Source organism: Bacillus sp. AY18-3, assembly GCF_008042305.1.
Classification (GTDB): Bacteria; Bacillota; Bacilli; order Bacillales; family Bacillaceae_G; genus Bacillus_A; species Bacillus_A wiedmannii.
This window is the reverse complement of record NZ_QKQR01000035.1, coordinates 95847-116037: the sequence shown is the minus strand read 5'-3', so window position 1 is coordinate 116037 and position 20191 is coordinate 95847. Positions and strand designations below refer to the sequence as shown.

The 20191-nt window shown below is 34.9% G+C and carries 17 protein-coding genes and 2 pseudogenes; 4 read left to right on the top strand and 15 right to left on the bottom strand.

Going from position 1 to position 20191, the window contains the following annotated elements; all coding sequences use genetic code 11:
• Window positions 1–390 precede the first annotated feature (390 nt).
• The 6 genes and pseudogenes from DM800_RS25535 to DM800_RS25500 all read right to left on the bottom strand — a co-directional run bounded on the left by DM800_RS25535 (window position 391) and on the right by DM800_RS25500 (window position 8140).
• Window positions 391–696, bottom strand: a complete 306-nt coding sequence (locus DM800_RS25535) for a monooxygenase (RefSeq protein ID WP_073515595.1) — start codon at window positions 694–696, stop codon at window positions 391–393.
• A 60-nt stretch (window positions 697–756) separates the two neighbouring features.
• A pseudogene (locus DM800_RS25530) lies at window positions 757–975 on the bottom strand (hypothetical protein); the annotation flags it as partial.
• A gap of 278 nt (window positions 976–1253) precedes the next feature.
• Window positions 1254–1619 (bottom strand): annotated as a pseudogene (locus DM800_RS25520) (zinc ribbon domain-containing protein); the annotation flags it as partial.
• A 4-nt stretch (window positions 1620–1623) separates the two neighbouring features.
• On the bottom strand, window positions 1624–2130 hold the full coding sequence (locus DM800_RS25515) for a GNAT family N-acetyltransferase (protein ID WP_088063957.1): 507 nt from the start codon (window positions 2128–2130) through the stop codon (window positions 1624–1626).
• An 828-nt stretch (window positions 2131–2958) separates the two neighbouring features.
• On the bottom strand, window positions 2959–6156 hold the full coding sequence (gene cypD / locus DM800_RS25505; protein ID WP_147787903.1) for a bifunctional P-450/NADPH--P450 reductase: 3198 nt from the start codon (window positions 6154–6156) through the stop codon (window positions 2959–2961).
• A gap of 505 nt (window positions 6157–6661) precedes the next feature.
• Window positions 6662–8140: a DHA2 family efflux MFS transporter permease subunit gene (locus DM800_RS25500; protein ID WP_147787902.1), complete on the bottom strand. Its 1479-nt coding sequence runs from the start codon at window positions 8138–8140 to the stop codon at window positions 6662–6664.
• Between the two features lie 450 nt (window positions 8141–8590).
• On the opposite strand from DM800_RS25500, the gene DM800_RS25495 reads away from it, so the two are divergent.
• Window positions 8591–9193 carry a hypothetical protein gene (locus tag DM800_RS25495; protein WP_088081580.1) on the top strand — a complete coding sequence of 201 codons (603 nt, stop codon included), beginning with the start codon at window positions 8591–8593 and terminating at the stop codon, window positions 9191–9193.
• 342 nt (window positions 9194–9535) lie between these two features.
• On the opposite strand, the gene DM800_RS25490 is transcribed toward DM800_RS25495, so the two are convergent.
• A complete protein-coding gene (locus tag DM800_RS25490; RefSeq protein ID WP_097858734.1) occupies window positions 9536–9922 on the bottom strand; it encodes a DUF1259 domain-containing protein in 387 nt (128 codons plus the stop codon).
• Window positions 9923–10189: 267 nt separating this feature from the next.
• The gene (locus tag DM800_RS29385) at window positions 10190–10351 is read right to left on the bottom strand and encodes a hypothetical protein (protein ID WP_033691926.1); all 162 of its coding nucleotides are present in this window, start codon (window positions 10349–10351) and stop codon (window positions 10190–10192) included.
• A gap of 357 nt (window positions 10352–10708) precedes the next feature.
• Between DM800_RS29385 and DM800_RS25485 the strand changes: the two genes are divergently transcribed.
• Both DM800_RS25485 and DM800_RS25480 read left to right on the top strand, forming a co-directional pair.
• Complete coding sequence (locus DM800_RS25485) at window positions 10709–11077, top strand: hypothetical protein (protein ID WP_060486482.1); 369 nt, start codon at window positions 10709–10711, stop codon at window positions 11075–11077.
• Window positions 11078–11180: 103 nt separating this feature from the next.
• Entirely contained in the window at window positions 11181–11558 is a 378-nt protein-coding gene (locus tag DM800_RS25480) for a hypothetical protein (protein ID WP_147787901.1), read from the top strand.
• A 284-nt stretch (window positions 11559–11842) separates the two neighbouring features.
• Here DM800_RS25480 and DM800_RS25475 read toward each other — a convergent pair whose 3' ends face one another.
• The 3 genes from DM800_RS25475 to DM800_RS25460 all read right to left on the bottom strand — a co-directional run bounded on the left by DM800_RS25475 (window position 11843) and on the right by DM800_RS25460 (window position 14252).
• Window positions 11843–12502, bottom strand: a complete 660-nt coding sequence (locus DM800_RS25475; RefSeq protein ID WP_141555665.1) for a protein kinase family protein — start codon at window positions 12500–12502, stop codon at window positions 11843–11845.
• Between the two features lie 326 nt (window positions 12503–12828).
• A complete protein-coding gene (locus tag DM800_RS25465; RefSeq protein ID WP_147787899.1) occupies window positions 12829–13773 on the bottom strand; it encodes an acetyl-CoA carboxylase carboxyltransferase subunit alpha in 945 nt (314 codons plus the stop codon).
• Between the two features lie 32 nt (window positions 13774–13805).
• A complete protein-coding gene (locus DM800_RS25460) occupies window positions 13806–14252 on the bottom strand; it encodes a MarR family winged helix-turn-helix transcriptional regulator (protein WP_000817662.1) in 447 nt (148 codons plus the stop codon).
• A gap of 1074 nt (window positions 14253–15326) precedes the next feature.
• Here DM800_RS25460 and DM800_RS25455 point away from each other — a divergent pair.
• A complete protein-coding gene (locus tag DM800_RS25455; protein WP_001120967.1) occupies window positions 15327–15659 on the top strand; it encodes a DUF1904 family protein in 333 nt (110 codons plus the stop codon).
• Window positions 15660–16051: 392 nt separating this feature from the next.
• Here DM800_RS25455 and DM800_RS25450 read toward each other — a convergent pair whose 3' ends face one another.
• The 4 genes from DM800_RS25450 to DM800_RS25435 form a co-directional block, all read right to left on the bottom strand.
• Window positions 16052–17311 (bottom strand): ATP-grasp domain-containing protein, encoded by a 1260-nt coding sequence (locus DM800_RS25450; RefSeq protein WP_142310450.1) that lies wholly within the window; start codon window positions 17309–17311, stop codon window positions 16052–16054.
• A 14-nt stretch (window positions 17312–17325) separates the two neighbouring features.
• On the bottom strand, window positions 17326–18570 hold the full coding sequence (locus tag DM800_RS25445) for an MFS transporter (RefSeq protein ID WP_147787898.1): 1245 nt from the start codon (window positions 18568–18570) through the stop codon (window positions 17326–17328).
• 695 nt (window positions 18571–19265) lie between these two features.
• Window positions 19266–19589, bottom strand: coding sequence for a PepSY domain-containing protein (locus DM800_RS25440; protein WP_147787897.1), 324 nt, complete (start codon window positions 19587–19589; stop codon window positions 19266–19268).
• 20 nt (window positions 19590–19609) lie between these two features.
• Window positions 19610–20080, bottom strand: a complete 471-nt coding sequence (locus DM800_RS25435; protein WP_147787896.1) for a hypothetical protein — start codon at window positions 20078–20080, stop codon at window positions 19610–19612.
• Window positions 20081–20191: the final 111 nt, after the last annotated feature.

Sequence of the window (20191 nt, the reverse complement as noted above, 5' to 3'; positions counted from 1 at the left end):
CCCCTCTCTCCTTAATATCAGTTCTATATTATTTCAACTGTGAATTCTATCAACTAGGAAACGATTCCCTTCGTCGGCTGCTTGATCGATAGATAGAAGCATAGTTGGTACATAGCGAGCAATTCCAATCGAGATTGACTAATACCAACGCATTCTTCAAACTTCTCACCAATTCTTTCTAACTGAAAACAGTTGATATATCAATGATTGATGCGTCAATTAATATACATCTCTTTTTTTAGTTTTGCAAGTTTTTTTGCTCAAGTGGGTCTATTTTGTTTCAGCAGCTTTAAATTCATTCACAACAACAGTTCAAATTTCTAGAAATCCTAGTAAAGAAGAATTCAAAAAAAGAAGAGATTATCCCCTTCTTTTTTTGAATTCTCCTTATTATTTACTATAACCACGATTCAGTTTCGTTAACTTTTCATTGATGGTAAAAATTCTTACTCTAATATCTTTAACACCAAATGTTTGAAGTCTGTTTTTGTGCATTTCTCCATATTTTTCAGCATCTTGTTTTTTTTCAAATACATAAATGCCTCCAGCTTCTTTCGTTTCTTGATTCTCCGTCCATATTTTCCAATGGAATCCTTCTTCTTCATTAATACTTTTTGCTAAATCCCAAAATGCTTTTTCCATTTCTTCACCAAAAGGACCTTCAAACGGGAAATCAACTTGTAATAAATATGCCATTTTCACTCACTCCTAAGTTCAATATTTTCAATTCGAATGCATACAGTTTAACGGCTGTTTTCATAATTCAATAAAAGCTCCCAGATTGCGGTAGATATTTTTAAATATTATTTTTTTTGACTTGATTATAATAAAAGATGGACTTCGCGATTCGTTTATTAAATCTGGCATTTTCTCTATCCCTGCCAAATTTGATTGTGGTTCGATTATTTTATCCAGCGAAAGCCCATGTTCAATTAAAGTATTTATTAATGTGGCAACAGTTCTATGGTCAACTACCTCCACTGAGGTGACACGTTTCAGTGGGGGCTTGAGTTAGAACGCTAGGTCTTTTCATCTATCGCTAGACAGTTGACGCTCTAGCATTCATGCCACCTTATGGTAGCACCCCAAGTATGTTTTTGGTTGGTACTGGCAACGAACTATTGTTTTCCCACTTGCACCACCCTTTCGAAAAAGAGCAATTCTTCCTTATGGAAGAAGCCACCACTCAGATGAATCCGGCGTGTGCTACAAGCCCCGACAAGTCGAGTACACATGGATGGTTGACGCACCCACTAAGCTATGCGCGAAGCAACAGCCTTACGTTTTTGCACTTCTAATAGAATCGGCGTTTTCACTGTGAGATTGTCATCCAATTCTACAACTCTTGATTTTTGCAATGTATTCAGCGCACCATTAATATCAGCATGGATACATGTTCCTGCTTTACTTTGGTACAGACCACGAGTCATTCGTTTGCCACTAAAGTGATAATACGTCTTATCATCCTTAGTCCAAACTGGAACCGGATCTTTATCAAGAAAACTAGCTTTTGAAGTATAGCTTTCTTCTTGTTTTAAAAATCGTATACCTTCTTTTATACATTTATTCTCAATCGCTGCAATCAGTTTATGAAACGGGATTTGAACAATGCGTTCTGAGACACTACTCTTCTTCTAAAATAGCGTAATAATATTCATCCCACCATTCATTTCCATGGGGTATACACTTCCTGAAATATCCTTCTCTTCTCATTCCAATTTTCTCCATCACTCGATATGACGGGGTATTTTGTGGCTGACATGTAGCTATAATTCTATGTAATTTCATTTCCTTAAACCCATATTTTAATGTAGCTTGTGCTGCTTCAGAAGCATATCCTTTATTGAAATATTTAGGATTGAATACCCACCCAATCTCATAAGTATGCTCACCAAAATATTTATGAAAAACAATATGACCAATCAGAATATTTTCATCTACCAGTATCACAGGAAAGTTCTCTGCATTTTCACCCATATTTCTATTTACAAAGTTTCTTGTATCTTCTTCAGTAAAAACTCCTTCGGGTATGTATTTCATAACATTGCTATCTGATGTATACTCATGGACAGCTTGCCAATCTTTGAACTCAAAATTTCGTATTAATAATCTTTCTGCTCTTATAAACATTTACTTTTCTCCTCTCAAAAAATCGTCTCTTTATTTCAAATCCACATTCAACCCTTAAACTAAAAAGAACTTGTAGGAATCTCTGCAAGTTCTTTTTAGTTTAAGGTGAATATATGAGACAAACAAACTATCTTACAGATTCAATAGAAACTACAGGAACAGTACATTATAGAAACTACAGGAACAGTACTTTGACAAATATATCATATAACAAATATTAACATTTGTGTATTTCGAAAATTGTGTCAATTAAGAGTGGAAATAGCTTTTTCTTAACTATTCTTAATTTCGTTTACTATTAACTTCATTCTTATATGGTTTAAAATCGAATACATATTTTTCTGCTGGCCAAATATCATCAATGTTGACAGGCATTGTTTGAATGTCTGCATTATGAATAAATACAGTTAATTCTTTAGGTAATTCAATTTCATTTTCACACCTAAGTAAATATTCATTTACAGCCCCATTTACATAAAAATGTTGGATTGCTTTTCTTACTTACTCATTCATAAATGAATCCTTTCTTAACCCATTTTCAAATCATATCCCCCAGATTTGTGTGAAGATTTTGTTGAGTTTAAATTAAAGTCTACTTCTCCCTGATGGTTCCCCTTTTTATTAAGTCAAATCTACCATGTTGTGTATATAAAGCATAAAGATTATTGGATTTTGAATCAACATATACATCCCTTTTATTTAAAAATAAGAAAACCCCATATTCAATAAAAAATACAGGGTTTTTATAAATCAGTTTATTTTGTTTAAAATTATACTTAGTCGAAAGAAGTTCGTGAATGAAATAGTACTTATCTAATTAAGAAGAATTTAGATTCCAGCCCAAACATCTTTTCCATATCGCCCTTCATCTTGCACACGATCCAGCCAATTCCTTGCTTCTTGTTCACTGACTTCATGAATTTCTTGATATGCTTGACAAAGGGTGTCTTCTACGTCAGGAGCCATTTTACTTCCATCACCACATATATAAAGATGCGCCCCATTATCTAATAACGAAATTAAATTGATTCTATCTTGTTTTATTAAATGCTGTACATATGTTTTAGGATGTCCTTCTAAGCGAGAAAAAGCTGTGTGTAACGAGATTAATCCATCTCTTTCATCATTTTCTAGTTCTGTACGATAGAGATAATCCTTTTCAGGATGACGACAACCAAAATATAGATGTGCTTGTCCTAAGTTAATACCTTTTTGCTTTTGAACACGACGCGCTTGCAAGAATCCACGGAATGGTGCAATTCCAGTACCTGGTCCAACCATGATAATTGGCGTTTCTGGATTTTCAGGTAATTGAAAGTTCGATTGTGGCGTTCGAATGAAACAGATAATCTCATCTTTATTATGACGCTGAGCTAAATAATTAGAAGCGACTCCTTCATATGTCCCTACCCCACTCCATGCAGGTGCATTAACAACCCCAACCGTAATGCTCAGACGATCCTGTGCAACGAGTGGAGAGCTTGAAATAGAATAGTAACGCGGTTTGAGCGCAGGAAGAAGTTCTAAAAAGCGTTCAAATCGGATTTCACAAGCCTCATACTTTTCAAGAAGATCCAACATTGACATACGTTTCTTTAATATTTGTTCATGATAAACTCCCTCTTCCAATAATGATTCCAATTCCTTTTTATGAGGAGGGCATGCTGTGAATGTCACCATTTCTCGTATTTGTGCTCGAGTGGCTGCTTCTTGCACTTCTACACTATAACTAAGAAGGTCAAATAAACTAACAGGACTGTCTAAAGGTATGTGATTTACACTTCGTCCACTTGCACTCAGTATGACTTGATCCTTCCCATTTAATCCAAAGCGTTTTAAAATTCGGTTGACATTTTTCTCACTATTAATTGGCAGCACACCAAGGTGGTCACCTTCTTGATACGTAGCGCCTTCTGGCAAGGATATCTCAATATGTCGCGTGCTTCTTTCACTGCTAGATGATTGAAGTTCACGATTTTCTAGTATAGACGCATAAACTGCTTCATATGTTCGCGCCAGAGGAGATCCTCCAAGACGACTAACAAATTGTAAACTTAATGTACTGCGTTCTCTCTCAATGTTTTTGTTAAGTTCCAATCCAAATGCCTTCATCGCATCAGACCACATACTTTGTTTCCATTGCTCGAGCTGTTCCTCGAAATCACCACTTGCATCCGCTTCTCCACGTGTAGAAAATCTTGTTGCTCCTTTTTGAGCCATTTGCTCATCAATGTATCTTGGAATTCGCTGATAAGTACTAGCCCAATTATGATCTCCACAACCAAAAACTGCGTATTGAACACCTTTTAGCTCATCCGGTTTTAATTCTTCCAACCATTGCACAAACTGCCCTGCATTACTTGGTGGTTTTCCATTATAAGAAGAAGTTACAATAAGAACCGCCCCTTCTTTTGGCAGACTTCCAATTCGATCGTTAAGAGCTACCACTTCCGTTTGAACACCTTCTAAACTAGCTGTATCTGCTAGTTCTCTGGCAATACCTTCTGCTACCCCTGTATCCGATCCATATAGAACAAGAAGCGAAAGATTATCGGCCCCAATAATAGAAGGAGTCTTCTGAACTTGCTGCTTGGTTTCATGGTTTTTCAGTTTCTCCTCTATAGGCGCAAGAACAGTAGTATGGCTAATAGTTTGATTTCGGGGTAGAATCCTAATTTTAAAATCACCAGGCTTTAACGTTAATGTTTGTTTTACATCCAGCTGATAGTCTTGATAATCAATGAATTCAAAATGTTGAAGAAGCATTCCCATTACAAGTGTAGCTTCATGAAGTGCAAACTGCATACCGATACATGCCCGTTGACCATTTCCAAATGGCTTATAAGCATGATGAGGAACCTTATCCAGATCTTCAAATCGTTCAGGTTGGAATTCTTCCACATTGTCTCCCCACGCGTCTTTATCCCTATGTAACTGTGGAATAAGAACAGAAATACGATCTTCTCCTTTCTTAATTGGATATTTCCCACCAATCACTGTATCTTCTTTTGCATAGAGACTGAATGCTGGAGCAGTAGGCCATAGACGTAGCGATTCATTTAAAATCATCCGTATATACTTAAGTTTCATAACTTGTTGGTATGTTGGAGTAGGATCTGTCAAAACCCGATCTACTTCTTCATAGGCTTTTTTCAATTTATCCGGATTCTTTAATAAAAAATAGATTGCAAAAGATAATAATCCACTTGTTGTTTCATGCCCAGCTATTAAAAAAGTGATAATTTGGAAACGAATATTTTCATCATCTAATTTTTCACCAGTTTCCGGATCCTGCACATTTAACATACGGGAAAGTAAATCATTTTCTTCCTGATTTCCACTACTTTTACGTTCAGCAATAATATTATCCACTAAGGAAAACATAGATTGAATATCATGCTGAAATTGACGTTTCGTTCTCCACATGAGTTTGTCTTCTATATCCAGCCGCTGTAATTGGTGCATCGCCTCATCTAGAGCACGGCTCATGCTAGTAATAAAAGGATGAGGGGTCTCACGATAAAAGCTATTAAATCGATAATTAAAACCACATAGACCAATTGTATCCAATGTAAGGCGAGTCATATCCTCCGGTACATCTACGCTTTCATTCGGATTAAGCCGTGCCCATTTTTGAACGAGTTGTACGGCAAGATCGACCATCATAGCATGATAATCTTTCATTGCTCGTTGGCTGAATGTAGGCATCAAAATATTATGAGCTTTTTTCCAGTTAGGCTCATGAGTCTCGCTTGTAAATAATCCGTCTCCAGCAAAGGCGCGAACTTTCGCTAAAGCACCCTCTATACTTTTATCAAATCTTGTTTCATCACAGACTTCTGCTACCAGTTCATGCCCAGAAACGACAATGATGGTATCACTTAAAGTTTGAATTTGAAAAATGGGACCATACTCTTCCGCTATCTTGATAAAGGATAGGGTCGGTTTATCTTTATCGATTAATGGGAGATTCCCCAGCAATCCATATGTTTTCGGTTGAGGAATGGCAGATACTTTTTTATCCATTAAAAACACCCTTTCAAAAAAGCATAAAATAAAATATCCCATTCAATAAAAAGAAGATAGCAATGAATCGCCTGGGATAAAGATATGTAATTGATTACCTTATTTTATCTTTTCCCTAACTATTCACGATTATGATATTGCTTATCAGGTTGTTATTCTAAGTTGTTTGTTGCTATTACATTTATAACTTGCAGAAAAAATACTAAATTAAAATGAAGTGTATTATGATAATGTTTATCAGAAATTGAGAGCTAAAGATTGTAGTATTGGGAAAACCAGTAGTTTCTAATGTCAATTCAAACAAATACGATAAGTAAGTATACTGTGTTGCTAATGAAAAAAGATCTGATATGAATATCAGATCCTTTTTACTATATATAATTATTTCACTGGTTCTTTTCCAGATTTAAATACCAGCGCCTTAGCAGCAGAAATTCGCATTTCTTCATAGTCTAACTAAACAGTAAAAACTTATAGGAGTCATGATCTAAAGGTTTATTTTACTCTACCGATTTAACCTCTCGACAGCTTCCGCGCTTGTATCTACACGTTTAACGAAAAAAACTAATAGTAGTGCAACAATATTCATGCCAAGCGCTACATAGAATGAATATTGAATTCCAGATAATAAAGCCTTCTGAGTTAACATTGCCTTCGTAGCTTCTGTGAAGGTTGTTGGATCTACATCAGCCATTAGACTTTCAGCTTTTGTTTTTGTTACCGAATTCATAATCGTAACAAGAATAGCAGTACCAATTGAACCGGATACTTGTTGAGCTGTATTATTAACAGCTGTACCATGCGGATTTAAGCGAGTTGGCAATTGATTAAGGCCATTTGTCATAAGTGGCATCATCACCATCGCCATCCCAAACATCCGCAGCGTGTAAATAAGAATAATATGTGTGTGACTAGAGTCGAGTTGCAGGTTTGCTAGCATATAAGTTGAAACGGCTGTAATGGAAAGTCCTACTATACCAAGAATACGAGGGCCATATTTATCAAATAGTTTACCTGTAATTGGTGACATAATCCCCATTATTACCGCACCTGGAAGCATCATCAGCCCAGAGCTTAGCGGTGAAATACCGCGGACGTTTTGTACATAAGCTGGGGTTAAAATCATACCCGAAAACATGGCCACTGCATTAACAATCGCAATTACAGACGCAAGTGCGAACATTGGGTACTTGTAAACACGTAAATCCAATAACGGTTCATTCATTTTTAATTGACGGATAATGAAAGTAATTAGGGCAATAGCGCCTATGATTAAGGTTGTTAAAACAACTTTATTCGTCCAACCGTCGGAGCTTGCAGAACTGAATCCATATAACAAACCGCCAAAACCGACAGAAGATAATAGTAATGAGAGATAATCAAGTTTTGCATTTTTATTTTGCCTCATGACATTCTCCGATTTCCAAACCCCTAACAGTAAGCTAATGATTGCTAACGGTAAAATCATCTCAAAAAGCAAACGCCAGTCATAATACTCTACAATATAACCCGATAGTGTCGGTCCAATTGCTGGAGCTGTAATCATAACTAATCCAAAAATCCCCATCGCTGTTCCCCTTTTTTCTCTTGGAAAGCTTACTAGCATAATATTCATTAACAAAGGCCCCATGACTGAAGAACCTGCTGCTTGAACCATCCGGCCAGTAAGTAATAAACTAAAGTTTGGTGCTAAAGCCGCTAAGGCCGTACCAAGAATAAAAATCAACATAGATGTAATAAATAAGCTCCTATTGGAGAAGCGGGTTATTAAAAATGCTGATGCCGGAATTAATATACCACTTACAAGCATATACCCTGTAGAAAGCCACTGAATCGTTGAATAATCTTTAATGTCTAAATCCTTCATTATTGATGGCAAGGCTACATTTAAAAGTGAGTTATTTAGAAATGAAACAAATGCCCCAATAAAAAGGATTACAAGCATTACATATGGTGGTTTTCTTTTATGTAACGTTTCACTCATATATTTATTTGCCCCTTCATTATCAATTCCATTGATTAATTTAACTCGTTTGCATATTTGCACGAGAATATATTACCCTTGCAGTATTTTGCCAAACTCTTCGAATGGATATTCTCTTTTTAGCAATTCTACTTAAGATTTTGAATGAATATGTAAACACGTTTATTAACCGAAATTACATTAGGCTGAAATAAACAAAAGGAGCAAATGAAAATACCCTTCGAAAATAAAGGGAAACTTTAATCAGTGGTGCTTTTACAGGCAGCCGCTTTCACTGAATTTTGAGGTGGTGATGTCTTATGGCCCACAAATTGCGGGATACATCAACAAGACCACACACCCATTCCTTAAAATACAGGCTTGGAAATCTAGTTATGTAACCATCCATAAAAAGGAATATTACATAGGCTAAATCTAACATTACATTTTTAAAGTAAGGGGAATAAGCTTATGCACCCATATTGGTATGTGAATTCAAAGGGAAACGAGGAACAATATAATACCCAAAATTCAATGTCATCATTATATTCACAGCCCCAAATAACTAAAGCTAACGAAATGAGTGGTTTGAAGATTTCTGAGAATTGGAGTTGTCGCTTCTATCCAGTTGGTTGGGATTCACCAGCCAATTATACGACTTTCAATCCCGAGCCCCCTCCCTTCTCTTTGGTTCAACCAATCCATTATGCAGGGATGATGCCCCAAGGACATCCTGCTAATTGGACTCCATTACCAGGCCATGCAGGTTTTAATTATCAAAAACCTCCCACCCCCTGGGCCCAACCATTCAATCATACAGGGATGTTTGCACAAGGACATCTTGCCGCTTTACTATCGCCGCCAGCTAAGGCTTTTAAATTTAATACCAATAACGGGGGTATTTTCGGAAACTCTCCAGGATGGGGAGGACAGATAAGTCCCATGGGATGGGGCAATAACGGAGGTTACGGCCAGCCAGGAATGCTTGGAAACTTACTTACAGTAGGAAAAGGCACTATGAATGGAATTGGAATGCTTAGTAGTCTAATGGGTATGGGGAAGTTCTTCTTTTAGTGGATTAGAACGAGAGGATAGGTCCATAGCCCCGACTTAAAAACCAGTTCCTTTTCTCCATTGATTTCATCTTCTTAAACATGCTTTCAATACTCCCTCCAAATTCTTTTCCTCGTCTTTCAAATTATAAAAACATCTATTATCTTGTATCTAATAACTTTATAGAGGTGTGGTAGCACCAACAAAACGCAAAAACCCGGTTCCTTTACGAAAGAACCGGGTTTTTAATTTTAATTTATTTGAAAAGTATTCAAATCTTTATAGAATCTTTTTCCTGTTCATCCAAAGTCGACTGAAAATCCGCATGTAATAGCATCTCATTTAACGAAAGAAACTTGTTAATTAATTACATAACGCTATTCTAACTTTCCTTGCGAAGCTTAGCGGATCATCAACGTCTTCAATATTAACGTAGATTAAATTTGGATCATCACATAACCACTCATTGTGTATAGACGAAACGATTATTCCTTGTTTAATAATTGTAGCAACAAATCCATTGACTTCTTTTTGTAAGAGCGCTACCCGTCCTAAACATAATGCCCGTCCAGTTTTTTGATCTCTTGATTCGAATGAGAAAGAACTTGTTACCCTAAAACGTTTCCCTAAGATTGTTGCCTTTATTTCATCCCGGTTTATCGTTGCCACGCATTTTCCACCGGCAAATCCTTCTTGACCACCAATAATTCTTGCAAACTGTTGACAAATTAATTCATCATTACACGCCATACCTTCCATCATCCCCCCCTTTTACTATTAGGTTATGAATGAATACAAAGGTCTGAAACGGTAATGAATCTATTCTATTACAAAAAAGATTATCAGAACCTAATGAATTCTATTATATGGTAAGACATTTTTAGAAAGCATAAAAAATACACCCTAAGGTGCCATCCTGCGACTTGAAAATCCTATCTATGTATGGAGACCTATATAAAAAAAAAGCTTCTAACTGTAATGTATCGAGCTCTTATGGTATTAAGAATCTCCGTTATATTACTTTCTGATCAGTCTCGTTAAAGCCATCCCAAGAAATCCAACACCCATTCCTATGAGCCATCCAGTTTGAGCATTACCTAACATAGATCCCACTCCTCCACCAAGAAACATACAGCCAACAAATACTAATCCTCCAATTCCCCAATTCGGTCGTTCCATAGTTCAATCACACCCCTTCCATAAAACATATGCGATTAACTAGCCTAACTTTCTTGCATGGGATAGTTAATTATTTTGCATATGTTTAGCACTTTCAGGGCATTCAAAAGATGCGGAGATTGAGTCATTTGAATAAATTACAGAAGGAGAATTTCATTTTTTCATATTAAATAACTTAAGAGTGTGTTTCACAATTTCTGACTCACCCCACCGCTATCTAGATCAGATAAGAAAGCAGAAACGAAAATTATATGCATCATTGACTACTGTTAATGAGACGTTACGTTAACCTCACATGAAGACCCTATCCATCCAAATTTATACAAAGTTATCCTTGCTGATGGTACAATTAAAATCATGGAGGGATATTATGGGAATTTTTTTGTAATAACACTACTTCTTATAAACGGCACTGCAATATTCTTATTTTTCTTGTCTGTTTCACCAAAAATTAAGGCTAAAAACCTATCTTCAATAATGATCTGTTTAGGGATAAATTTAATCATAATTCCAGCGGCTTTTCTTATAGGTGGGATAGCTGATTATGCAGGTGTAGCGGCTAATTATGGGGCTTATTTCGCGGGTGAGTCGGCAACAGCTCCTCCTCTAGTTAGTCGTGCACTTTATTTTTTGGGAGGATTTCTCTTTATTCAGGGAATACCGCTGCTCATACTACTTGCAGCTTTTTGGAAGTTTGCTAGAGCAAAGAAAATAAAACAAGTATAGAAGGATGAGTGGATACTTTTTAGAGTAGGGATCCGCTTTTTTCTCGCTACCAATAATAGGATTTCATGTAATATAATGGAGTTAATATTAGAAAACTGTGAGGATGATTACGTTGATAAAATTTGTAATTAGTTATGCTGCAAGTCTGTTTGCTTTTATTTTTGGAGGGTTCTTGATTTCATATATTTCTCATCCTAGCTTTATTCACCCGAACGTTGTATTAGGATTCATTAAAACGATCTTCACTTATGGTAGTATACCAGCTCTTATAGCTTGTCTAATCGGGGAAGTGTTATACAGGAAAATCAAGCGATGTAGAGAATTTCAATTTGGAATCCCTGTATTTATAGGACAAGCAGTTCTCTATACAATTATACCATTTCTTGTTCTTTTTCCTTTTAATTTTTCGCATTTCTTTGACTTCGTTGCACCTGTAATTATGGGGTCCTTAGCTTTTTATTTAGTACGTCGAAAAATATAATTAACTTCAAGAGTGTGGCAAATAGAATCCGGAGTAGTAAAGCCACACTGTATAACCAAACAGAGCTCAAATAACGCATCAATTCTTGCGAAATAAACAAGAAAAAGAATAGAGGATTTGAGGAAGAAAATAAGTAATTGCGCGAAAAAGGAAAGGTAAAGCTTACTGATTACTTCATGATGTTATAAAATTAGGACCGTACATATTAGACATATCTAAAATGTACGGTCCTTTTGTTTACTAGTGGTTCACCTATCTAACCTAAAGATAAGTATGTGGTCCTTTTACAAATTGAATTTCATTTTAAGCTTCTTATATTTTCTATACGAATGTCTAACAATGTTTAACATAAAATATGGTATTTTAATAGGGAAAGGAAATTTATAAATAAAAGGCAAATAAAATGTAAAATATGCCTTTTCTAGGTCTCTCCACTTACTATCTTCTTTTGTTTTTAAGAAGTCAGATACATCGACTACATACCCTCTTCCGTTTTCCATCATCACATTTTTCCCGTGAACGTCACAAGGAGTTAATCCTTGTTCTCTTGCATACTCTAAAGCTTCATTGATATCAAAGATCACCTGCTTAGGAATTTTAATGCCCTTATGAATAGCATCGTATAAGGTAATTTCTTTTAAACGTTTCAATACTATGAAATTTTCTCCTTTATATATAAGCTTCGAATAAGAAGGATGGTTTCCAATTCTTCGGTATACTTCTGACTCTTTTTCAATTCCTTCTCCTTCTCGCGCGTAAACTTTCACTACCCAATCTTTGTATTCTTGATGCATAAATACTGCGGCATAATTACCCATCCCTAAACACTTCCAAAGTCTAGGAATATCTTTAACTACTACAGGCTCGAATTCATCCTCACTTCTAATGCTTACCTCTTTTAATAATTCGTCCTTTATCAATCCCACAAAACTGTTTATACTCATCATTTCCACTCCGGTTTTGCTAAAAGGGGGCCCACCCCATTGCCATCAACCTAAGCCTTTGAGATACCCCCATACCGAAATTTTCACCTTTTTACAGTTATTTATGAGAATTCAGCTCATTTTTTCGTTTTGGGGAACAATCAATTTCTTAAGTTGATGGGTATGTGATAATGCTTCCATTTGAACAAATTTTCCTTTTCCATACCGATCATACACCTTTTGTAGTGTAATAGTATCAGCATATCCCAGTTTAAGAGGTTACTTGCAAAATATTTAGAATTTTTTTGCGAGAATCCTCCGAAATTTAATACGGACTTTAAATATTTTCATTTATAATTCTCTATTTGTCTATACTTTTCATACCGCTGTTGTATAAGCTCTTCCGAGGATAATAGTATTAATTTTTTTAGAGATGATTCGATTACAGATTCAATCACTTTTGCCTGTGATTTTATATCATTTTGTGCTCCACCTTTAATTTCAGGAATGATTTCATCAATAATTCCTAAATGTTTTAAATCTTTTGCTGAAATTTTCATATGTTCGGCAGCTTCTGGAGCATACTTAGCGTCCTTCCATAGGATAGATGCTGCTCCTTCTGGCGAAATTACCGAGTACCATGAATACTCTAACATATGGATATGGTTACCGACACTAATGCCAAGAGCTCCACCACTTGATGCCTCTCCAATTACAATACAAACAATTGGCACTTTAAGTGTAGCCATTTCAAATAGATTTCGAGCTATCGCTTCAGAAATTCCACGTTCTTCAGATCCTTTCCCTGGATAGGCGCCTATTGTATCAATAAATGTAATAATAGGGCGATTAAATTTATCAGCTTGTTTCATAAGTCTTAGCGCTTTTCTATAACCTTCTGGATGTGCCATTCCAAAATTTCTTTCTATATTTTCCTTTGTATTTCTACCTCTTTGATGACCAATAACCGTAACGGTCATCCCTTTAAATTTTGCAATACCACCTATCATTGCTTTATCATCACCATATAATCGATCACCATGAAGTTCGAGAAAGTTTGTAAACAATAAAGGTATATAGTCCAATGTCGTGGGCCGGTTACGTAGCCTTGCAATTTGAACTCGTTGAAAAGGTGTAATATTAGAATAAATTTTATCTTGCATTTTATTTAAACGTTTTTCTAATACATGAATTTCTGGCGATAAATCTACATTATTTTCTTTCATAATTTTCTTTAATTCATCAAATTTCTCTTTTAATTCAATAATAGGACGTTCAAAACCCAAACTCATTTTACCCTCCAAATGTTATGATTTACCTCACTCTAATCAAAAGGCTTAGAAATAGAATCAATAAATAATTCAAAACCATCCACAACTATTTTTTGTTCTGATTCTGATAAATTATTGAGAATACTTTGATAAAATGTAATGGATTGCTCTCTTAAGCAATTAACAGTTATGTGACCTTTTTCTGTGAGGTGCAGAAAAAGTTCTCTTCTATTTTTTTCATTTACTTCACGATAAATAAGCCCCTTTTTTACTAACTTATCTACCAATCTACTTACAGTTGAAGTCTCTAATCTAAGTTTATTGGATAGTTGCCAAACAGTTAATTTTTCCACCTCTAGTTCCTCTAACGCCATCATTTGAGAAGTTGGTAAAGGTTTTTCAAATGGTCCATTGGGCAAATTTTGAGATTCAAAAACCCCAGTTATTATAATCATTTTCTTAATATCTGTTCTTAGTTTTAAGGCATCTTCTCTTTTCAAATAGGTCACCCTCCTACAGCTAATGTATCATACATCAATTGTATTATACATGAATATGTTTTTTTCACAAGCTTAACGTAAGCCAATATTACAACATGGACGAGATATTTCTTCTTGTTAAAATGGTATAAGTGGATTGTTTTCTACAAATGGCAGAACATCAATTATGTATCAGGGGCCTTTATGGAGTACCGCTCATCGCAATCAAGCTAAGAAAATAAAACTACCCAAAAAACGAAAATTTTGTGATAACTTGTAACAAAAAACTCATAATTTTTTGGGGGAGTTCTAAATTCTTAAGTTGATGGGCATGGGGTAGCACCACATGCCCATCAAGCTAACATTTTGAGACATCTCCATTACGAGAAATTTACCTTTTTACAATTATTTATAAGAATTCGACTCATTTTTTCGTTTTGGGGGACAATACATTTCTTAAGTTGATGGGTATGGGCTATATATCCTATCTATACAAGTATTGTCTACATAACACTTTATTATCGGTAGCAAGGACAAGGAGGCATCTTCCCCTTACAAGGGAACCCCCTTTCTTTGTTCTATCGATCTATGCATTTTTTTATACATTCCTATCCCGGCACGGTTTTAGGATTCTTTTTTGTTGTTGTATAAATAAAAAACTGTATTACATCTTGCATCCTCCTAGGTGTCACTATATATGAACACTACGTATTTGACTTTCTCAATGACCAACATTACTTAACATAGTAAAATAGTATTCGGATGCGAATCCAATGTTATTAAAATTAAAGTGGTTATCAAGTCGGAGGAAGGCACCTTAGGGTGTCTTTTCTTTTTAAAATATATAAGCGCACTATCCCTTTCCTAACAGAGTCCTCCCCTCATGCCTCCTTACAGGGAGAATGATAGGGCTTTTTTTATTTACCCAATTACCGAGCTCTCAAATGTTTTAAATAGTTATAATACATGTATTGCTTCAATAACATATGATCATTCTTAAGAATGTCATTGAAATGTACCAATAGATATTAGTGCAGTAAAATAAATTGTGTTATGATGTGAGCAAATATAAAGCTATTTAACGGAGGGATTCATATGCCGCATGTTGTATTTCGTGGAATTACTACTGAACAATTAAAACGCATAAGCAAGCCATTAGTTGAAGAGCTCGCAGAGATTTGTGAGTGTGGTACGGATAATTTTACGTTGGAACTACCAAGTTCTACGTTTGTATTCAATGGAGAAGAAATAGAAGCGTTTCCTCTTATTGAAGTGAAATGGTTCGAGCGTGGACAGGAAATTCGTGATCGATTTGCCAAGGCCATTACTACATATGTAATGGATTTTGGACTTCCAGAAGTAGAGGTTGTATTTACGGTTTTCACAGAATCAGCTTATTATATTAATGGGAAGCATTGTGCAAGTTAGAGCTATTTGAAAGATTTTTGTACGTTTTATAAGGGGTAGAGCCACATTGCCATCAAGCTAAGAAAAGCGAATATCCAAACACAAAAAATGAACTCTATTCTCATAAACAACTAACTGTGAAGAAATATTTTTTTTGTTTGGGGGACATCAAAATATTAGCTTGATGGGGTATCGCCAGTATTTCAGAAAAAACCACGCTAAGCATATTTCAATACAAAAAAGCCGAATTGTAATTACCATTGCAGGACTCGTTATATAAACTCGCCATTTTCATCGAAAAATATAGCTTTAGCTAATGCATTGGCCTCACTCTTATCCAATTGTTGATTAACATACACATGTGATTTAAATTGTCCTTTGTTATATGGACCAGTCATTTGCTACATTTCTTTTTACTTATATTTTTTAAAAGAAGGTTTCCATTCTGATAAATCCTGATAAACAAACGTTATATTGTCACATATTTTCTCTGCAACTTCATACATATGTTCTAAATCATTAGCTGTAAATAATATACTTCCCTTGCGTTGAGTACTATCTACAATAGTTGGTATGGTATCGCCCTCTTTTACTAATAGATCAATTAATACGACTTCGGATATGTTAGCTAACTTTTTATACTTGATTTCTTTTATGCAACCTGGCTTTGGAATCAGACTTAAAGACATAGCTTGACATTTTGAAGGTATACATCTAAATTCATCTATAGTCTCAGTAGCTAACGCATCATAATAGTATCCAAATTGAGATATACCGGTTGTTAGCTCCACCATCTTCCAGATGTTTCCTCCACCTATTCTAACTTGAGATTCTATAATTATTGGCTTATTTTGTTTGTCTAACTTTATTTCTGTATGAGTAATGCCATTTTCCATTTGCACGTCGTCCAAAAATAGCATTACTTTCTCCATAATGAATTGCTTTTGAGATTCATCTATAGGTGCCGGCATAATCGTATAGTTTATTATAAATGTATCTTCTTTAAATACTTCAGCTGATATAGCTAATATAGAATGTTTTTTGTTATAAGAAACGGTTTCAACTGTATAAACGATATCACCTTCAATATACTCTTCCACTAAAACAGGTAGTTGAATACCATTTTCTTTTATAAATCCCCCTACTTCATCTTCCGTGTCTAGCTTACATACCCCTTTACCACCTGCCCCGATCGATGGCTTTATTATAACTCTATCTTTTTTGTTCAAAAATTCATTAATGTCTTCAATGTTATTGCAAACTGTCGAATCTATCGAAAAGTCTTTGCCTGCTAGAATTTCACGCATCATGTCTTTATTGCGAGTTATCATATTAGCATTGTAAGAAGGCCCTTTAACATTAAAAATCTTTGCAATTATACAAGCCGTATCTAATGCTGTTTCGTTGAAGGATACAACAACATCAAAAGGTTTCTCTTTGAATAATTCTTCAGCATAGTATATAGACAATGGGCTGTTTGTTGTGTCTATATCTTTTTTATAGAAACATTTTTCTAAGATAGCCCCATCAAAATATATGTGTTTAGCATAAGACCCTATATACGAAACAGTAAACCCACTGTCTAATGCATCTTGTATAGGTTTTGTCCATCCCCCTATAAATAAAATGTGTGGTTTATTTTCTATGTCAGTTCCTTTTAATACCTTATGCATCATAATCATCCCCTCTAAAATGAACTCGTATATTCAATGTCAGTTCCTTTTGATACGCCTCGTCTTAACAACGCCACTAAACACAATGTTGTTCCGAAACCTCCTATAAATAACGTAGTTTGAAGCCCGAATATAGAAATTAAAAATACACTAGCAAAACTTCCCAATGCCCAAGCTCCCCAATTAAGCGTGCGCTGTACAGCATTTACTCGGCCCAGCATGTGGTTTGGTGAGGCAAGTTGTCGTATAGTTGCAGCGTAAGGGCCAAATACACCTTCTCCCATACCATGTATAATACTTGCGGCTACTATACCGTAAACTGTTCCCATATAGCCCATTATCGGTATAAAAGCCAAACCGGTAACTGATACAGTAGCGCTATAAATAAGCATTTTTGTATTATTAATTTGTTGACTTTTTTTCATGAGAACCGTATTACCTATTAAAAATCCCACCGCTGCTGAACCTACAACAAACCCTATTTCAATTTCAGATAGCCCCATTACTTTATAAAGGAATATTACTAAAATGCTATTTAATATGTATTTAAAAAAACCGTAAACAGCACCACAAGTTACAATCGGCTCCAATACAGGGTGTTTTTTAAAATATATCAAACCTTCATATATGTTTTGGTATATGGATTTTACATTTACGTCTTTTAAAGAAGCTTCTGTATGCGGTTTAAACTTTGAAATGAATAATACAAACATAAAACAAACAAAATACGTTACTGCGTCAACAGTGAATGAGCCTGTTAATCCAACTAGAGTAATGACAATTCCAGCTAGCATAGGACCAATTACTATAGAAATAGACTCCGAAAGTGCTAGTTGCGCATTTCCTTTTTTTAAGTTGTCTTTATCTGTTACTATTTCCGGTAAGAAAGAAGGAATAGCGATGTTGTAAAACGTGGTGAATATTCCATTTAAAAACATGATACATACCAATAAGGGGAACGTTATAATATTTGTTACAGTCAGTATGAATACTGATAAAAACAATACTCCTTGACATATACTACAAATTAGCAAGACATTTTTCCTACGAAAAATGTCTATTAAAGCACCGGCTACTAATCCGAAAATTAGGTACGGGACGAATATAACCCCACGAAGCATAGCAGCATTTGCTTCACTTGTTTGTAACACCTCTAATGCAAAAAGTGGCAAAGCTACTATTGTAAACTGAGTACCTAACAAACTTATAGACTGCCCTAGCCAAAGCTTATGAAAATTAAAATGTTTGCTATCTTTCATATTATCCCCCCGTTAAATCCATCTTTATAAATTATCAATTTTACGATATAAGTCAGAGCAGGCAAAACCTACCTTTCAACTAATGTCTGTACCACATAAAATTTGAAACCTAATATAAAAGCAATTTTAGTTTCAAAATGAAGAATTGATGTTTACTATTAGGACTCAAAAGCTTTCTGGCTAATGAAAAGATCAACTTCCTAAAAATACTGCACATTCGTTTATAAACCAATCAATATACAGTTTGAATTTACCCGTAATAATTTAGTTGTTAATTAGTTTTCTTCGAATTCATTTTCCGATCGTATGTCACTTTGAATCACCTCCAGCATCAGTATAACCTTGAAGGCACGCTGTTGTACGCATTTTGGAATGTAACAGCAAGATAACGAAGTTACAATAACGAGTTGTTATGTAATTATACGTAATCAAATTCGCACGATTAGAGAAAAAGAAAAATCTGTGAATCTAAGGTCAAGTTTGAATTCAACTCGTCACAAATATACACTTGGATTGGACCGATACCTTTCCTATAATTATTCAGAAAGAATAGCGTATTTTTTCATATTAAATGGTATTTTATTTTGTTAGCTTAATGGCGATGTAGCGGTCCCCCTTTTAAAATAATAGAGTATAAACATGAAAAAACTCCTAACAAATTTTGTTAGGAGTTTTTTCAAATATGCGATATTTTTTTAATCTTCACTATTGATTTCTATTGTACCTGTTCTAGCACTAACTTTTAAACTATTTAACAGATTATCAGGTGTTTTGATTTCCACTTCATATTCAAATGTAGATTGTGTTAAGTTGTCATCTTCTAATTCGAATTCTTTTTTCACATTCATAATTTCTCCTTTTGTATGAGATAAAGAAATTTCACGAACTTGTTTCTCTGTGTAGTTTTCATTCTTTTTTGCATAATTGTAACCCATACCATAATATCCCCCAACAATAGCAATACCACTTACTAAAATAGCAATTACACTTATAATTATTTTCTTTTTATGTTTTAACATTTTCATCCACTCCTTCATGATTAATCATCTATTCCGAATCTTGCTTCAAGTGCATTTTCTGCTTGCTCTAATTGATCTTCTAGTATATCGTGTTCTCTTTCTTGCGTTTCATATTGTTCAACAGTTATCGTTCCAGCACGATAATCTGCTTCAAGCTGATTATCAGATAGATCTATATTGTCATCTAATTGATCAATTTCTTTTTTTGCTGCTAAGTACGTATTTAAGTTTTCTTCTTTTGCTCCAACTGGTTTCGTATTATTTGCCTTTTCAACGATAGATGTGACTTCATTTTTAAAATCTTGTATTTGCTTCGTATCATTCGCAGCAGGCCCTGTTTTGTGTGGTTCTTGTTGTAGTTGAGCACTTTCTTTTTGCAATGTATCATTTTCCACTTTCAGTTGTTGTACTTCTGTATTGTTATCAGCTTGAGTAGAACAAGCTGTTAAGAATAAACAAGACATTGCTCCAATCAACATCCACTTTCTCATTCTTTTTTCCTCCCTTTACATGTGCATCTTATCCTTGCCTTTATATTACTGAACAAACATTAAAGGAAGATTAATATACAAAAAAATAAAATGATATAATTAAATAGTTTC

What these genes read in the sequence shown, in the direction of transcription:
- DM800_RS25485 (WP_060486482.1), top strand. Translation starts at nt 10,709, where the DNA reads ATGGAGGGATATTATGGGAATTTTTTTGTAATAACACTACTTCTTATA.
- cypD (WP_147787903.1), bottom strand. Translation starts at nt 6,156, where the DNA reads ATGGATAAAAAAGTATCTGCCATTCCTCAACCGAAAACATATGGATTG.
- DM800_RS25445 (WP_147787898.1), bottom strand. Translation starts at nt 18,570, where the DNA reads ATGAAAGATAGCAAACATTTTAATTTTCATAAGCTTTGGCTAGGGCAG.
- DM800_RS25450 (WP_142310450.1), bottom strand. Translation starts at nt 17,311, where the DNA reads ATGCATAAGGTATTAAAAGGAACTGACATAGAAAATAAACCACACATT.
- DM800_RS25480 (WP_147787901.1), top strand. Translation starts at nt 11,181, where the DNA reads ATGATTACGTTGATAAAATTTGTAATTAGTTATGCTGCAAGTCTGTTT.
- DM800_RS25440 (WP_147787897.1), bottom strand. Translation starts at nt 19,589, where the DNA reads ATGTTAAAACATAAAAAGAAAATAATTATAAGTGTAATTGCTATTTTA.
- DM800_RS25490 (WP_097858734.1), bottom strand. Translation starts at nt 9,922, where the DNA reads ATGGCGTGTAATGATGAATTAATTTGTCAACAGTTTGCAAGAATTATT.
- DM800_RS25515 (WP_088063957.1), bottom strand. Translation starts at nt 2,130, where the DNA reads ATGTTTATAAGAGCAGAAAGATTATTAATACGAAATTTTGAGTTCAAA.
- DM800_RS25435 (WP_147787896.1), bottom strand. Translation starts at nt 20,080, where the DNA reads ATGAGAAAGTGGATGTTGATTGGAGCAATGTCTTGTTTATTCTTAACA.
- DM800_RS25475 (WP_141555665.1), bottom strand. Translation starts at nt 12,502, where the DNA reads ATGAGTATAAACAGTTTTGTGGGATTGATAAAGGACGAATTATTAAAA.
- DM800_RS25455 (WP_001120967.1), top strand. Translation starts at nt 15,327, where the DNA reads ATGCCGCATGTTGTATTTCGTGGAATTACTACTGAACAATTAAAACGC.
- DM800_RS25535 (WP_073515595.1), bottom strand. Translation starts at nt 696, where the DNA reads ATGGCATATTTATTACAAGTTGATTTCCCGTTTGAAGGTCCTTTTGGT.
- DM800_RS25500 (WP_147787902.1), bottom strand. Translation starts at nt 8,140, where the DNA reads ATGAGTGAAACGTTACATAAAAGAAAACCACCATATGTAATGCTTGTA.
- DM800_RS25465 (WP_147787899.1), bottom strand. Translation starts at nt 13,773, where the DNA reads ATGAGTTTGGGTTTTGAACGTCCTATTATTGAATTAAAAGAGAAATTT.
- DM800_RS29385 (WP_033691926.1), bottom strand. Translation starts at nt 10,351, where the DNA reads ATGGAACGACCGAATTGGGGAATTGGAGGATTAGTATTTGTTGGCTGT.
- DM800_RS25495 (WP_088081580.1), top strand. Translation starts at nt 8,591, where the DNA reads ATGCACCCATATTGGTATGTGAATTCAAAGGGAAACGAGGAACAATAT.